This is a genomic window from Hymenobacter sp. AT01-02, from assembly GCF_000961955.2.
GTDB lineage: Bacteria > Bacteroidota > Bacteroidia > Cytophagales > Hymenobacteraceae > Hymenobacter > Hymenobacter mucosus.
The window spans coordinates 23,494-37,310 of sequence record NZ_JZIR02000008.1 but is presented as its reverse complement, the minus strand read 5'-3'; the positions used below and the strand labels follow the sequence as shown (position 1 = coordinate 37,310).

Annotated in this window: 16 protein-coding genes and 1 pseudogene; 9 read left to right on the top strand and 8 right to left on the bottom strand. The window is 54.9% G+C overall.

Translation table 11 applies throughout. The features are described 5' to 3' along the window. The first annotated feature begins 17 nt into the window (after positions 1-17). From VI25_RS03280 to VI25_RS03270, 3 genes are all read left to right on the top strand, one after another. Positions 18-1,067 (top strand): vWA domain-containing protein, encoded by a 1,050-nt coding sequence (locus VI25_RS03280; protein WP_045688993.1) that lies wholly within the window; start codon positions 18-20, stop codon positions 1,065-1,067. A gap of 45 nt (positions 1,068-1,112) precedes the next feature. Continuing rightward, positions 1,113-1,778 (top strand): YggS family pyridoxal phosphate-dependent enzyme, encoded by a 666-nt coding sequence (locus VI25_RS03275; protein ID WP_045688994.1) that lies wholly within the window; start codon positions 1,113-1,115, stop codon positions 1,776-1,778. An 87-nt stretch (positions 1,779-1,865) separates the two neighbouring features. Further along, positions 1,866-2,246, top strand: coding sequence for a DUF423 domain-containing protein (locus tag VI25_RS03270; RefSeq protein WP_045688995.1), 381 nt, complete (start codon positions 1,866-1,868; stop codon positions 2,244-2,246). A gap of 86 nt (positions 2,247-2,332) precedes the next feature. Here the strand turns inward: VI25_RS03270 and VI25_RS03265 are convergent, their stop codons facing one another. From VI25_RS03265 to VI25_RS03245, 5 genes are all read right to left on the bottom strand, one after another. Then, positions 2,333-2,884 carry a DUF1573 domain-containing protein gene (locus tag VI25_RS03265; protein ID WP_072144748.1) on the bottom strand — a complete coding sequence of 184 codons (552 nt, stop codon included), beginning with the start codon at positions 2,882-2,884 and terminating at the stop codon, positions 2,333-2,335. Positions 2,885-3,056: 172 nt separating this feature from the next. After that, positions 3,057-4,481 (bottom strand): ATP-dependent RecD-like DNA helicase, encoded by a 1,425-nt coding sequence (locus VI25_RS03260; protein ID WP_055562260.1) that lies wholly within the window; start codon positions 4,479-4,481, stop codon positions 3,057-3,059. 177 nt (positions 4,482-4,658) lie between these two features. Further along, positions 4,659-6,062 carry a sensor histidine kinase gene (locus VI25_RS03255; protein WP_152981473.1) on the bottom strand — a complete coding sequence of 468 codons (1,404 nt, stop codon included), beginning with the start codon at positions 6,060-6,062 and terminating at the stop codon, positions 4,659-4,661. After that, positions 6,041-6,892 carry a hypothetical protein gene (locus VI25_RS03250; protein WP_152981472.1) on the bottom strand — a complete coding sequence of 284 codons (852 nt, stop codon included), beginning with the start codon at positions 6,890-6,892 and terminating at the stop codon, positions 6,041-6,043. Before VI25_RS03250 ends, VI25_RS03255 begins: the two co-directional genes overlap by 22 nt. A 221-nt stretch (positions 6,893-7,113) precedes the next feature. Further along, positions 7,114-7,446 (bottom strand): PaaI family thioesterase, encoded by a 333-nt coding sequence (locus VI25_RS03245; RefSeq protein ID WP_236704856.1) that lies wholly within the window; start codon positions 7,444-7,446, stop codon positions 7,114-7,116. A gap of 133 nt (positions 7,447-7,579) precedes the next feature. On the opposite strand from VI25_RS03245, the gene VI25_RS03240 reads away from it, so the two are divergent. The 4 genes and pseudogenes from VI25_RS03240 (at position 7,580) to coaD (ending at position 10,331) form a co-directional block, all read left to right on the top strand. Beyond that, positions 7,580-8,290, top strand: coding sequence for a DUF4126 domain-containing protein (locus VI25_RS03240; RefSeq protein ID WP_072144747.1), 711 nt, complete (start codon positions 7,580-7,582; stop codon positions 8,288-8,290). Beyond that, positions 8,283-8,792 carry an NUDIX domain-containing protein gene (locus VI25_RS03235; protein ID WP_055562259.1) on the top strand — a complete coding sequence of 170 codons (510 nt, stop codon included), beginning with the start codon at positions 8,283-8,285 and terminating at the stop codon, positions 8,790-8,792. Before VI25_RS03240 ends, VI25_RS03235 begins: the two co-directional genes overlap by 8 nt. A gap of 120 nt (positions 8,793-8,912) precedes the next feature. Beyond that, positions 8,913-9,784: pseudogene (locus VI25_RS28770) on the top strand (DUF3822 family protein). Between the two features lie 73 nt (positions 9,785-9,857). Beyond that, a complete protein-coding gene (gene coaD, locus VI25_RS03220) occupies positions 9,858-10,331 on the top strand; it encodes a pantetheine-phosphate adenylyltransferase (protein WP_045687709.1) in 474 nt (157 codons plus the stop codon). Between the two features lie 23 nt (positions 10,332-10,354). Here the strand turns inward: coaD and VI25_RS03215 are convergent, their stop codons facing one another. Both VI25_RS03215 and VI25_RS03210 read right to left on the bottom strand, forming a co-directional pair. Beyond that, positions 10,355-10,807 carry a hypothetical protein gene (locus tag VI25_RS03215; protein ID WP_045687710.1) on the bottom strand — a complete coding sequence of 151 codons (453 nt, stop codon included), beginning with the start codon at positions 10,805-10,807 and terminating at the stop codon, positions 10,355-10,357. 52 nt (positions 10,808-10,859) lie between these two features. Further along, a complete protein-coding gene (locus VI25_RS03210; protein ID WP_045687711.1) occupies positions 10,860-11,561 on the bottom strand; it encodes an NUDIX hydrolase in 702 nt (233 codons plus the stop codon). Positions 11,562-11,860: 299 nt separating this feature from the next. Between VI25_RS03210 and VI25_RS03205 the strand changes: the two genes are divergently transcribed. Then, positions 11,861-12,364, top strand: a complete 504-nt coding sequence (locus VI25_RS03205; protein WP_045687712.1) for a metallophosphoesterase family protein — start codon at positions 11,861-11,863, stop codon at positions 12,362-12,364. 144 nt (positions 12,365-12,508) lie between these two features. On the opposite strand, the gene VI25_RS25585 is transcribed toward VI25_RS03205, so the two are convergent. Beyond that, positions 12,509-12,679 carry a hypothetical protein gene (locus VI25_RS25585; protein WP_173664780.1) on the bottom strand — a complete coding sequence of 57 codons (171 nt, stop codon included), beginning with the start codon at positions 12,677-12,679 and terminating at the stop codon, positions 12,509-12,511. A 96-nt stretch (positions 12,680-12,775) separates the two neighbouring features. Between VI25_RS25585 and VI25_RS03200 the strand changes: the two genes are divergently transcribed. Beyond that, a complete protein-coding gene (locus VI25_RS03200; RefSeq protein ID WP_045687713.1) occupies positions 12,776-13,777 on the top strand; it encodes a threonine aldolase family protein in 1,002 nt (333 codons plus the stop codon). The last annotated feature ends 40 nt before the right edge of the window (positions 13,778-13,817 follow it).

The window sequence follows — 13,817 nt, the reverse complement described above, 5'->3', positions numbered from 1 at the left end:
TCATTATACCGCACGCTATGCAACAACTCTGGGAGCAGCTTCTGGCGCCGATTCTTGATAGTGTGCGCTATGCCACGCTGGCTAGCTACACTTGGGAACAGCCGCGCCTACTGCTGCTCTTGCCGTTGGTGCCGTTGTTGTTTGTGGGGCGTTGGCTGCTGGCACAGCGGCGCCGCTCCCGCTTGGGCGTTGCGTTCGTGCGCGGACAGATACCTCGTGACTGGAGTACTTTGCTGCGCTTTTTACCCGATTTGGTGCTGGCCCTTAGCCTGGCGTTTGGTCTCCTAGCGTTGGCCCGCCCCCAGCGTACCGACGAGCGAGTAGTGCAAACCGGCGAGGGTATCGACATCCTGTTGGTGCTCGACGTATCGGGATCTATGGAATTGCAGGATCTGCGGCCCAACCGCTTAGAAGCCGCCAAACGAGTAGCGCGTGAGTTTATTGACGGGCGCCACGGCGACCGGATTGGGCTGGTCGTGTTTGCTGGCGACGCCTACTCACTGGCTCCACTGACCACTGACTACGATTTGCTGCGCGACAACTTGCAGGGTTTGCGCCTGGGCATGATTCCTAACGACGGCACGGCCATTGGCACAGCCCTAGGCGTGGCTACCAACCGCTTGCGCGACTCCCATTCTCCCACGAAAGTCTGCATCCTGCTCTCCGACGGTGAAAACACGGCTGGCAGCCTCGACCCACTCACGGCGGCCCAGTTAGCCCACGTCTATGGGCTCAAGCTCTATACCATTGGGCTGGGCCAAGATGGCATTGTACCCTACGGCAAGGACGAAGCCGGCCAACCCCGCTTTGTGGAAACCCGCCTCGACGAAACGACCATGCGTCAACTGGCCCAAGCTGGCGAGGGACAGTTTTTTCGGGCTACCGACAACGCTGGACTACGCCAGGTATTCGGCCGCATCGACCAGTACGAGAAGTCCGAAATAAAGCAGACCCGCTACCGCAATACCCGCGACTACTACCGCATCTACTTGTTCTGGTGCGTTGGGTTGTGGCTTGTATGGCTGGGGCTGAAAAACACTTTCCTTACCAACGCGCTGGAAGACTAGGCATTTACCAAGTTGCCTGGGAAACGCTAGCTTACTTTTTACTCCATGTCCATAGCCGACAATCTTCACCGCATACAACAAGATATAGCGGGTACGTCTGCCCGCCTAGTTGCCGTTACGAAAACCCACCCAGTGGCGCTGTTACAGGAGGCGTATGCTGCCGGCAGCCGCTTATTCGGGGAGAACCGAGTGCAGGAAATGGCGGCCAAACAACCCGAGCTACCCGCCGATGTAGAGTGGCACCTCATTGGTCACCTGCAAACCAACAAGGTGAAGTACATTGCTCCGTTTGTGCACACTATTCAGAGCATTGATAGCCTGAAGTTATTCGTGGAGATTGAGAAGCAAGCTGCCCGCCATCAGCGCGTCATTGAAGGCCTGCTCCAATTTCATATCGCCGCCGAGGAAACCAAAACGGGCCTTTCCCTTTCCGAAGCCGAGGTAATTCTTCAGTCAGCAGAGTTTCGAGCTGCTCAACATGTGCGCCTTACCGGCGTGATGGGCATTGCCACCTATACCACCGATGAAGGTCAGCTTCGCCAGGAGTTCAGAGAGCTACGCGGCTATTTTGAACACCTGAAAACCCAGTACTTCGCCGATGCACCCTTCTTCCGGGAAGTATCCATGGGCATGAGTTCCGACTACCGTTTGGCATTGGAAGAAGGTAGTACGCTTATCCGGGTCGGTAGCGCTATTTTTGGTGCCCGATAACCTTTTCTCTGTAGCTCGCAGCCTGGGAGGTCCCCCTTGTCGCCTGCGCTTTGCGAGTACCCTCACTTACCACACCTAAGTACTTTTATGACAGCTCGACTCATCATCCAACTGGCCGGCCTTTTAGGCGCTCTTAGCGTAGGCATCGGTGCTTTCGGGGCCCACGGTCTGCGGGCCATGCTCACGGTCACCAACCGTTTAGAGACCTTTGAAACGGCCGTACGCTACCAGTTTTACCACGTGCTGGCACTATTGGCTATCGGCATTCTTTATCAGGTGCGGCCGGAGCTACGAGGCTTGGGCACGGTAGCTTGGCTGTGGTTGGGGGGCATGCTCATTTTCAGCGGCTCACTTTACGTGCTTTGCCTCACGGGCATTACCAAGCTAGGCGCCATTACTCCCATCGGCGGGCTGTTGCTTATTGCAGGATGGGTGATGGTATTTGTAGTAGCTATGCGCCAGCTGTAATAGTGACTTACAGAGCACCTCATACAAAAGGCGGCTCACCCTAGGGTGAGCGCCTTTTGTATGAGGTGCTCTAGCTATGCAAAAGCTTAGGAAGCCTTCTTCTTTGCTTTGATTTTGCTGTCACCGATTTTGACTTTTTGCTTAGCATCTTTCGTGTCGGCGGGGGCCGATACGTCTGATGATGCTTTGGGGGCGGTCATCATGCTAGCATCAGCCGTGGCAGCATCCTTCACGTCGCCTACCAATGAAACCATAGCGTTGCCGCTAGCTGAGTTTGACTCGATAGTCAGCACTTTGTTCTGCATGCCGATTTTGCCGGCGCTGTTGAACTTGGCCGTAATGATGCCCGATTTGCCTGGCATAACGGGCTCTCTGGTCCAGTCGGGGGTAGTACAGCCACAGCTTACACCAATGTTAGAAATGACCAGGGGCTGAGTACCCGTGTTCTTGAACTTGAAAGTATGTTCAACGATGTCACCCTGCTTAATGGAGCCGAAGTCAAACTTCATTTCCTCAAACTGGATTTGCGGACCGGCTACTTTGGCTTGCGCATTAGCAGGTTTTACGGCGGCCGTCTGGGCCTGGGCCGCGAAACCTGTCACCGACAGCGACAAGGCCAGTAGGAGTACTTTTTTCATGGTCAGGAATATTGAATGCGTTGGAGTAAACAAAACTACGATTTTCGACTGCGGGGGCAAGTTAAGTGCCATTTTTTCACTCCTAGTGGGAGGGGCTCATGCAGCACAACCCCTAGCCCCCCTACTTTTGTTCGGTTAAGCCTTTGATTTTCTGCGCCCACAGGCACAAAACTTAGTCAGCAGGCTCGTCGCCAATGAGCTTGGGGTTAAAGTTGAGCAGAAACAGCTTCTCGGAGGAGCGCGTGACGGCGGTATACAACCAGCGGGCAAACTCCGAGTTGACTATGTCCTCCTTGAGGAAGCCGTGGTCAACAAATACCGCTTGCCACTGCCCGCCCTGTGCCTTATGGCAGGTAAGCGCATACGCAAACTTTACCTGAAGCGCGTTGAGAAATGGGTCTTTGCGCAGAGCGGCCGTGCGGTCTTTTTTGGTTTCGAGGTGGGCGTAATCTTCACTCACGGCATCGTACAGCGCCTTGTTCTGATCAGCCGAGAGGGCTGGACTATCAGTATGCAGCGTATCTAGCAGCAGCTTCACCTCCATGTCGGGCTCGTCGGGGTAGTCTACTAGGCGCACGCGCGCATCGGCAAAACGGAACCCAAATTCCTCGGTGCGCCGAATGATTTTTACTACCTGCACGAAGTCACCGTTGGCCAAAAAGCCTATTTCCGAGTCTTTGGGCAGCCAGAAGTAGTTGTTGCGCACCACCATGAGGTAGTCGCCCGACTCTATTTCATCTTCGGCCTCAAACAAGATGCGCCGGATGTACTGGTTGTACTGGTTGGCGTTCTTGTTGGAGCGGCAAATGATGGTGCTATTTTCGTGGCCGAAGTTCTTGTAGGCCCAGCGCAGTCCGTCCTCTAGCTTGTCGCCTTGCATAGAAAAGATATCGGGGTAGCCTTTAGTGAAGAACTGAATATGAGGTTCTTCCTCCCGAAGCTCTTCACGCAAGACCGTAGCATTCATCAAAATACCCGACTCCTCGGCCTGACGCATTACCTGACGCAGCTCCACTGAAGCTACATCGGCCCGGAAACGGTGGCGCAGTATTTCAGGATCGAGTGCTGGGGACACCAACTGCCCCACCGGGGGCAGCTGAGCCGTGTCGCCGATAAGTAGCAGGCGGTTGGTCGGCTTCTCGAAAACGTAGTTGAGCACATCGTCGAGCAGGCCGTTTTGACCAAACGCCTTTTCATCAGAAATCATGGATGCCTCATCCACAATGAACAGCGTATCCTGGGCCCGATTGGGCTGGCGCTGGAAAGTAAGCCCCTGGCTGGGCGTACCGCTGGTTTGGCGGTAGATCTTTTTGTGAATAGTGCTGGCCGCAACCCCCGAGTAGGTACTCATTACTTTGGCGGCGCGTCCTGTGGGGGCCATGAGCGTGTATTTGCGGCCCATGCGGTGTAGCCATTGCACCAAGGCACTCACCACGGTAGTCTTGCCCGTACCAGCGTATCCGCGTAGTACAAAGGCTTTGCGGCCGGGAAGCTGGTCCTTCAGGAAAACATCCAATTGCTGAAACAGCAACGCTTGGTCCTGGGTGGGCTCGTAAGGGAAATAGTCGCGGACGGAAGGGGTTCTGACAGAAAGCATAGCAGTGTAATCGGTAGAACAAAGCTACGCTGGTTTAAGCTCCGACGGCGCCTCCTGAATTTTTCTCCCCAAATCCTCCTAGCGGCGCTGGCGCTGCTAAGTTCTTACTTTACGGAGTACGTGCTGGCAGTACCTGATGTAGCTACGGAAGCTACTCTTCGCCACTTCGGGGGGCCGTTAGGCAGGGAGGCGTACCACAAATTCGGTGTACTCCCCTTCCCGCGAAGCTACGCTGAACGTACCGCCGTGGGCCTTCACAATGTCGTGGCTGATGGACAGCCCCAACCCAGTGCCTTCTCCAATGGGCTTGGTAGTAAAGAAGGGCTGAAACACCTTCGCTTGCACTTCCGACGCAATACCGGGGCCATTGTCGCGCACCCGCACTTCTACCCATCCTGGCTCAGCGTGAGTACTAAGGCTAATGGTAGGCTGGTAAGTAGAGTCGCCGGCCAGTTGGTGCTGGCACACGGCATACAGGGCATTGGTGCATAGGTTTAGCAACACTCGGCCCATATCGGCAGGTACTACGGGCACCAGCGGCAGATTGGAGGTCAGCTGCATATCAAACACAATGCTATCTACTTCTTCGGCAGGTACGTGGCTTTGGCGGGCTAGCTGCAGGTATTCAGAAATGAGTGCATTCAGGTTAGTAGGCTCGCGCTGTCCAGTGCCGGCCCGGGAATGCTCTAGCATGTCTTTGATGATGGAGGAAGCACGCATACCGTGCTGACTGATTTCTTGTAGGTTCTGCCGCAGCCCCGATAAGATTTCCTGCTCTAGTCCCGCGTTCTTTCCTGCGTCTCGGTGGTTTATATCATCCACCATACTGGTACTTACCTCGGCAAACTTCTTCATGAAGTTGAGGGGATTTTGCAGTTCGTGGGCAATACCGGCCGAGACCTCGCCCACGAAAGCCCATTTCTCGGACTGGACCAGCTGGTTCTGCGTCTTGCGCAACTGCTGTAAGGTCTGCTTATGTATTCGCAACTGCCAGTAAATGAAGCCCCCCAAGCTACCTACTACTACCAATGCAATTAGCGAAACCGCCAGTAGTATGTTGCGCTGCTGTAGGCGTACTGCTTGCACTGCCCGCTCCTGCCGCAGATTGGCTATTTGCGCATTCTGCGCCTTTTCTATCCGCTCGCCGTCGTACTGCGCAACGTTGTAGCTGCCCCGGGCGGCATTGAGCGTATCAGAAAGAATGAGGTAGTCGCGGGCGTATTGCTGCGCAACGGCATCTTGCCTCCGCTTACCATAAAAATCAAACAACCGGCGCATGTAGCGCCACTTCAGCACGGTGAGCTTAGCGGCCGTAGCTTCCTGTAACGCCCGTTGCCAATACTTTTCAGCTCGCTGGTAATCGTGGATAGATTCGTAATACTGCGCCCAAGCAGCATCCAGCTCAAACTCGCCTTGGCGGCGTCCCGTAATAGTCATGGGTAGGGAGTCTGCTAGATGCTGTGCTTCTTGCAGTACCAATACAGCTGGCTCAGGGTTGTGCATGGCCACTAATACCACGCTTTTCTGCACCAATCCGTAGGCTTTTTCCTCCTGCCGGTTTAGGGAGGCTCGCCCCCGCACCGACAAGCCAGATTGGCGTATTCAAGCGCTTTGGTGTAATTCTGCTGGAGTAAGTAAAGCTTAGAAATATTACGATAGGTATAGGCATCTACCCCTCTGCCACCCTGCTTGGCATACTCCTGCGCCAGCGTAATAGACTGCAATAAGTACTCTAGCGCCTTGCTGGTATTGCCCCACTCAGCATAATTGGCCCCGGCTACCTTCAATTCACTGATGTAGTAGCTGCGGTTAAAGTTTTTAAACAGCTCGGCCGACTGCAAAAAGTTACTGATGGCCTGATCGTAGGCCCCCTTACGGCGGTAGTACCCCGCCACGGACACGTAGCAGGCCGCCATGTTTTCTTGCGCATTATGAACGCGGTAATACGCTAACTTATCACGGTAAAATTCAAATCGCTCTTCTATTTGATGGAGGCGGTTGAAGAGTGGTGCTATTTCAATGAGGATGGTAGGAATAGGATGACCAACGCGGTCAAATAGCTGTACGGCTTGCTTCACGTGGTGCAAGGCCTTGGCATTAGATTCGGGAATATTTTCGTCCCAATAGCGCATCGTCAGCTCCAACTGGCGGTACGGAGCGTCGTCGAGAGCGTGCAGCTGACGATTGAGCTTGTACAGTTCAGCAAATACGCCCAAAGCCTGCCGCCGCTCCCGGCTTTCATCCAAGCGGGTAATGTCGAGCAGATGTACAATCGTGCGTAGGCGGGCTGTATCGGTGCGTTGAGTAGCTAGGATATGATAGATAGAATCGGTTTCGGCATCCCAGTACCCGCGCTGTGCCAACAAAGGAATGCTGACTAGTAATAATAAAATGGTAATGAGATACTTCATACGCGAGAATATCGACCAGTGCTATCACGCCACACCGGCAAGCACGCTAACTCGTATGCCGACGCTACTGAGGCATACAGAGTGCAAGCACTAGCAAAAGTACTATTTTTCTCCGTCTTTACCCGCTGACTCTACTACTGCCATCGTGGCCGTAGCTTTGGCAATCAGCAGATTGTCGCACCACACCTCCGCCTCACAAAAATGCAAGCGGCGCCCCGCTTTTAGCACCCAGCCCACTGCCCGAAGGTGCTTCCAATACCGGGACGGAGGTAGCTGGTCTTAAGTTCTGCTGTCACTACCCCCGTACCATCGGGAACTAAGGTTACGGCGGCAAATCCAGCTACCAAATCAGCCATGGTAGCTACTAGTCCTCCGTGCGTAAACCCACTGTGCTGCTGATGCTGCTGCTGTAAGGTAAGGGTAGCCTCCACGCGGCCGGGCTCAATCCGAGTGAGGTCGGCCCCAATATGATGCATAAAATGCTGGCGCTGCAACTTGAGGCGGATACGAGATTCTAATGATTCGTTGGGAGAAGCGGATTGTAAATCAGTCATACCTCGTAAAGATACTGGCCTAGGTGTAGGCCCACCAAATGCTGGGTTTGCGTATCTTACTAGGGCCTAGCAGGAATATTGTTTCCCTGCGCCGCTTCAGTTCTTCCCACGTATTTTGCTACTGCCTTTCTCTATGGAACAGTTCGATTATCTGCTGGCTGTTGCCCTGGGGCTGGGGCTGGCTGCTTGCAGTGGCTTCCGGGTATTTGTGCCCTTGCTGGCTGCAAGCTTGGCGTACCGCACAGGTTACCTGACGCCTGCGGCGGGGTTTGCCTGGCTAGGCAGCTGGCCGGCCGTGGCAGCACTGGGCACAGCCACTGTGGCCGAGCTTCTAGGGTACTACGTGCCAGTGGTCGACAATATTCTGGATACAATTATGGGTCCGGCATCTTTTATTGCGGGCACTATCCTCATGACGTCCGCGCTACCTGACATGGCACCCATGGTACGCTGGAGCCTGGGTATCTTGGTGGGCGGCAGCACCGCGGGCCTTATCCAAACGGGCACTACGCTGCTACGGGCAGGATCTACGGCCACGACTGCGGGCCTGGGTAACCCCGTCCTAGCCACCCTAGAAAACATACTGGCCATTGTGGGGTCCATCTTAGGGTTGCTGCTGCCATTGTTGATGGCCGTGTTGGCACTTGCGGGGGTAGTATGGGTAGGGAGCCGGCTGCGCCAATGGCGCCGACGGCGGGCGGCCCGCAGGCGTCGGCAGTGTATCCGGAGCCAGCAGGCTAAGCATCTAAAGTGTGCTATATTTCAACCCGATGCCCCACCTTTGCCGTACGCAGGGGTCCGGCACCTGCATACTATAGGCCGGCCACTGCTTACTAATGGCTGACTTTCCTCCTTCTTCCCCCGATTCTTCTCTATTGCGTGCGTATGCCGGCCAAGCCCGGGTGCGCGTTTGTGGACTACTGGTGCGCGATGGTGCACTACTGCTAACTGCTCACCGAGGCATGCTGCACAATAATCTTCCGTTCTGGTCTCCGCCCGGTGGAGGGTGGCAATTCGGAGAAACCCTGCAAGAATGCCTACGCCGGGAGTTCCGCGAGGAAACTGGCCTGGACGTGACGGTAGGGCGCTTTTTGCACTTGCACGAGTTCCGAAGCGCCAGTCTTCAGGCATTGGAGCTTTTCTTCGAGGTACTAGCGGTAGATGCTGCCGCGGTTCCGCAGCTAGGAACTGACCCTGAGCATACTACCTCTGACCAGCTACTAACCCAGGTAGAATTCGTTCGGCCCCGGCACTTAGGGCTGCTACTGCCTACCCAGGTGCACCCGGTTTTGCGCGACATTATCAGCCCCGATGACGTGTTCATTCCTCAGCTACGCTTTCAGTAGCCTAACGGGCAGCGGCCCTGATTCTGTGTTCTAGCAGGCCTCCTTTGCTGGGCTTTTGTACCTTTAGCGGCCCGTTATTCGCCTGCCATCGTGTCTGTGTCTGCTTTTCCCGTTGCTCCCATGTCTGCTGCTGTTTCCTTGCCTGCTGCCTTATACCGCTTGCGCGATGAAACGCTGGCCCCTGATCAGCTAGCTGCGTACAACTTATATCTTACGGCTGGCCCCACCGGACTGCGCGTGGGTGTGGCCGATGTGCGCCGTAATAAGTTCGTGGTACTAGAAGATTACCCCGCCGTACCGGCCGTATCATTGGCTGCGCAGCTGCAAGCCCTTGCCACGCAGCACGACCTAGTAGGGCAAGCTGGCTGGAACCGCGTACGGCTGGCCGTGCAAAACCGCTATTTCACGCTGCTGCCCGCGCCTTTGTTCCGAACTGGTGATGAGAGTGCCTATTTACAGCTCCACCACACTCTCGATACCCAGCACGAAACTGTAGGGCACTACACCCACTCCAGCCTCGATATCGTCAGCATTTTTGCGGCGGAGAAAGCCTTGTCAGAGTGGTTCCACTACACCTACCAAGCGGGCAGTTTCTACACCAAACCAGTGCCTTGCTTACGGGCGTAGTACACCAGAGCGAGCAGGCTGCCCCGCGGCGCATTTACCTCAGCATTGGGCAGCAGGAAGTGACGCTCCTGGCCGTGCGCGATAAGCGCCCGGAGTTCTGCAATGTCTTCCCGTTCAGCACGGCCGAGGACCTTATTTACTACACCATCTTGGTTATGCAAGAGCTACAGCTCAACCCCGACCAAGATGCAGTAGTAGTCTGGGGCGACCTGATGCACGACTCGGAGCTGTTTACGGTGCTGCGCAAATACATTCGCAACATACGCTTCGGCAATCGTCCCTTCGACGTAGGCTATAGCTACCGCCTCAACGACGTTTTTGAGTACCGCTTTTTTGAGCTATACGCCTTGCATCTGTGCGAATAACTTATTAGCACGAAAAAGATCTGCGGCCTCTGGCATCAGCCATTAGTACTCTTTTTTCACTCCCTCTCCCTTTCTGATGCGTATCGCTCTATTTCCCGGCTCCTTTGATCCTTTTACTAACGGGCACCTTGATGTAGTGCGACGTGGAGTGACGCTGTTCGATGAGGTAATTGTAGCCATTGGCAACAACAGCAGCAAACAACGCTATCTACCTATCCAGCAAATGGTGGGGTTGATTGAGGGAGTATTTCATAACGAGCCTAGAGTGGCTGTACGCACGTACAAGGGACTCACCGCGGACTTTGCCCGTGAAACTGGAGCCCGGTTCCTGCTGCGCGGCCTGCGCAACACCACCGACTTCGAGTATGAGAATACCATTGCCCAGGCTAATCGGCACGTAAACCCGGAGCTAGAAACGGTTTTTCTGATTACCTCACCTGCTCTAGCGGCCATCAGTAGCACAATTATCCGCGAGATTCATCGGTTCGGGGGCAACGTGAACGACTTTGTACCGTTTTCGCTCCCTGCCTTCCAGCAAGACAACTAGCAGTAGGTAGCGGCAGCTGCTACCTACTTGCGGGCGACTATCCGCACCCCCAAAATAGCCTGGCTACTCTCCGGGTGAGCCACGGGCAGGATGATATAGTCTGGGTCCGTGAGGCTCAGATTGCCAGCGCGTAGCAGTTGGTCTTCGTCACTGCCAATGAGCACTAAGTCGCGCACTTTACGGGTGCGGGCATTAAACGTGACAACGATTGTGAGGCCATTGCGCTCGAACGTGTTGACCCAGTCTTCCCCGTTCGTCTTCTGCATCTGCTCACTAGTAGGCTCTATGCCAATTTCCTGATCCTTGGTTTCCTTCGGCGGCCCGAGGGAACGGCGCACTTGGTCAATGGTGTGCCCAATGAGCAGGGGCACATCAAGTGTAGCCGCCCGGGTCGATTCTGTACGGGTAGAGTTCGGGTTGTTGTTCTCGGTTTTGGTTTGTGTGCCTGTGCAGGCGCCCAAGCCAGCTAGTAACATTAGGGGGGAAAGGTAATAGCAGGGGCGCATAAACAAACAACAAAACGTAACGCTACTTCATGGACTCGTGGTCGGCAGGGGCTTGGCCAGCTGTTTCGCTGAGGTAATGCCGTACGACCAAGGCAATGCTGGCATACGACTCGTCTAGAACAGCTAGTGCCTGCTGAGGCGTCATCCACCGCACTTCCTCAATGTACTCTTCAGCTTGGGGCTTCATCAGCGAGTCGTCTAGACACCGCATGATATACCAATTCGTTTTTTTGAGAATTTTGTTGCCGTTGTAGGCGTAGGAATGCCAAGTACTAGGCAGCTTTTCTCCTAATTCAATCTGAATGTTGCATTCCTCCTCTACCTCGCGCAAGGCGCCTAGGGAAGGATCCTCTTCCTTCTTAAGCTTGCCCTTAGGCAAATCCCACTTGCCAAGGCGAAAAATCATCAGCACTAGGCCATCTTTCACTACCAAGCCACCAGCTGCCTTCACAATCTTGAACTGATCCTTCAGGTGCAGGATCAGGCGGTTTTTCTTGCGGGCCAGCAGCGTCAACGAGCGTAGCTTTTTCAGCTTCTTCACTTCCATTAGCCGTAGCAGCCGGTCAATGAATACGTCCGTAACGTCACGTACGAGCACATCCCCTACTAAATCCTTGGAAATAAACTCATCCTCCGGATTTAGAATCAGGTCGTACTTGTGCTTGTATATCTTCTCGCTGTTCTTTTTGATAATCAGCGGAATATCGTTGATGAAAACGTTCATCGCGGGGGTAATCTGGAGGGCAAAAACTAAGACCGGTCTGCTGCAAAGCACAGCATATTTCCCCGAAAACGAAAACGTCTACTGGGTCGGGCAAGATACGGGATGTCTGCCGTTGTGTTGTGTAGATGTTAAGAGGAAGTGCTAAGCCAGGAAATGTAGCACTAAAGGAGGCTGCTTTTGGAGGTCAGGCGTAGCACTTTTGCGCCGCCAGCAACCCACTACTGCTCACCCCATAGCCTAGTATACGCGTATCCAGCCACTCTACCTGTTACCTACGCTGCTTGCGTATACCTTCACTCATGAAAAAAATTGGCCTGCTCTCTGACACTCACAGCTACCTCGACGACCGGATTCTGCATCATTTGCGCGAATGCGACGAAATTTGGCACGCCGGTGACTTCGGAACGGCCGCCGTGGCAGAAGAATTAGCCGTCTTAGCGCCCCTGCGCGGGGTATATGGCAACATTGATGGCCGCGACGTGCGCCTGACGCAGCCCTTGATACAAAACTTTGAGCTGGAAGGCCTGCGGGTACTTATGACGCACATTGGGGGCTATCCAGGCCGCTACAGCCCCGAGGCGAACCTACTGGTGCGGCAAGAACGGCCCGGCTTGTTTATCAGTGGCCACTCGCACATTCTAAAAGTTATGCCCGATCCTCGGCTAGGCTTGCTTCATCTTAACCCAGGGGCAGCGGGCCGCCACGGCTTTCATAAAGTGCGTACGATGCTGCGCTTTGAGGTAGAAAATGGCAAGGTGCAGCAGCTGCAAGCCATTGAGCTAGGGCCGCGAGTAGGAAAGTAGAAGATACCCCTAGCTGTTTACTCATGGGGAGAACGGCCTACCAGGGCACAAAAAAGCGCCTTCTCGGCGAGAAAAGGCGCTTTTGAAATTTCTGACTGGAGCCCACCGACACCGGGGGGAGGGACGCCAGACGCGAAGTCCGGGTTAGGCGGCGGCTTCGGTCTTGGCTGCGCCCTGGGGGAAACGGGCTTTCAGCTCCTCAACGTCTACGTTCTTCAGAACGGGAGTGAGTAGCAGTTGCTTGATGATGCGCTGCTTGTTGTTAGCGCGGGCAATGTTCTTGCGGTGCTTCCGCTTCAGACGGGTAACGCTCATTTTTCCGGGTCGGTTTAGGTCTTTTGTAAATGAGGGGCAAAAGTAACGACTAAATTTGAAACCGGGAAACCTTTCCCATTTTTCCCTTCCAACCTGATGACTGATTCTTTGATCGATCTGCGCTCCGATACCGTGACGCGCCCTACCCCAGCCATGCTGGAAGCCATGTTCCGCGCCCCCGTCGGCGACGACGTATATGATGAAGACCCCACGGTGCGGGCACTAGAGCAGGAAGCTGCTGCCCGCTTTGGCTTGGAAGCCGGTTTGTTCTGTCCTTCCGGCACCATGACCAACCAAATTGCCATCAAGGCTCACACTGAGCCACTATCGGAGGTTATTTGTGAGCAGAACTCGCACATCTACCTCTGGGAAGTAGGCGGCATTGCTTTTCACTCGGGGGCCTCAGTAGCGCTACTGCCGGGCCGGCAAGGGCGTCTCACGGCCGCTCAGGTAGAAACAGCCATTCGGCCGGTTAACATTCACTACCCTACTACCAGCCTCATCTCGCTTGAAAATACCCACAACCGCGGTGGGGGTAGCTGCTACGATCTGGCCGACATTGCCGCCATTGCGGAGGTGGCCCAGCGCCACAGCATTCCCCTGCACCTAGATGGCGCCCGCATTTTTAACGCCTTGGTAGCGACGAGCCAGGATGCAGCAGAGTATGGCCGCCTGTTCGATACAATTTCGGTGTGCCTATCCAAGGGCCTGGGCGCTCCAGTTGGTTCGGTACTACTGGGCAGCAAGCAGTTCATCCAGAAAACGAAGCGGATTCGTAAAGTCATGGGTGGGGGTATGCGCCAAGCGGGCTACCTCGCCGCAGCAGGTCTCTATGCCCTCGAAAACAACGTGGACCGCCTAGCCGATGACCACCGCCGTGCCCGCCAACTAGGTAGCACCTTAGCTGCTCAGCCGTACGTGGCCGAGGTGCTGCCGGTGGAAACCAACCTAGTTATTTTCCGCCTACAAGACACCCTTCCTGCCGAGCAATTCCTGTCGCACCTAGAGCAACAGGGTATTAAGGCCTCTTCATTCGGGCCCCAAATGATTCGATTCGTCACGCACCTAGATGTGGACGACGCCAAAATCAGCCGGTAGAAGAAGTACTAGGCACCGTGGTCAGTAAGCTCCGGACAAC

Coding starts and splice junctions, on each gene's coding strand:
- VI25_RS03280 (WP_045688993.1), top strand. CDS start 18: ATGCAACAACTCTGGGAGCAGCTTCTGGCGCCGATTCTTGATAGTGTG.
- VI25_RS03275 (WP_045688994.1), top strand. CDS start 1,113: ATGTCCATAGCCGACAATCTTCACCGCATACAACAAGATATAGCGGGT.
- VI25_RS03270 (WP_045688995.1), top strand. CDS start 1,866: ATGACAGCTCGACTCATCATCCAACTGGCCGGCCTTTTAGGCGCTCTT.
- VI25_RS03265 (WP_072144748.1), bottom strand. CDS start 2,884: ATGAAAAAAGTACTCCTACTGGCCTTGTCGCTGTCGGTGACAGGTTTC.
- VI25_RS03260 (WP_055562260.1), bottom strand. CDS start 4,481: ATGCTTTCTGTCAGAACCCCTTCCGTCCGCGACTATTTCCCTTACGAG.
- VI25_RS03250 (WP_152981472.1), bottom strand. CDS start 6,892: ATGAAGTATCTCATTACCATTTTATTATTACTAGTCAGCATTCCTTTG.
- VI25_RS03245 (WP_236704856.1), bottom strand. CDS start 7,446: ATGACTGATTTACAATCCGCTTCTCCCAACGAATCATTAGAATCTCGT.
- VI25_RS03240 (WP_072144747.1), top strand. CDS start 7,580: ATGGAACAGTTCGATTATCTGCTGGCTGTTGCCCTGGGGCTGGGGCTG.
- VI25_RS03235 (WP_055562259.1), top strand. CDS start 8,283: ATGGCTGACTTTCCTCCTTCTTCCCCCGATTCTTCTCTATTGCGTGCG.
- VI25_RS03215 (WP_045687710.1), bottom strand. CDS start 10,807: ATGTTACTAGCTGGCTTGGGCGCCTGCACAGGCACACAAACCAAAACC.
- VI25_RS03210 (WP_045687711.1), bottom strand. CDS start 11,561: ATGAACGTTTTCATCAACGATATTCCGCTGATTATCAAAAAGAACAGC.
- VI25_RS03205 (WP_045687712.1), top strand. CDS start 11,861: ATGAAAAAAATTGGCCTGCTCTCTGACACTCACAGCTACCTCGACGAC.
- VI25_RS25585 (WP_173664780.1), bottom strand. CDS start 12,679: ATGAGCGTTACCCGTCTGAAGCGGAAGCACCGCAAGAACATTGCCCGC.
- VI25_RS03200 (WP_045687713.1), top strand. CDS start 12,776: ATGACTGATTCTTTGATCGATCTGCGCTCCGATACCGTGACGCGCCCT.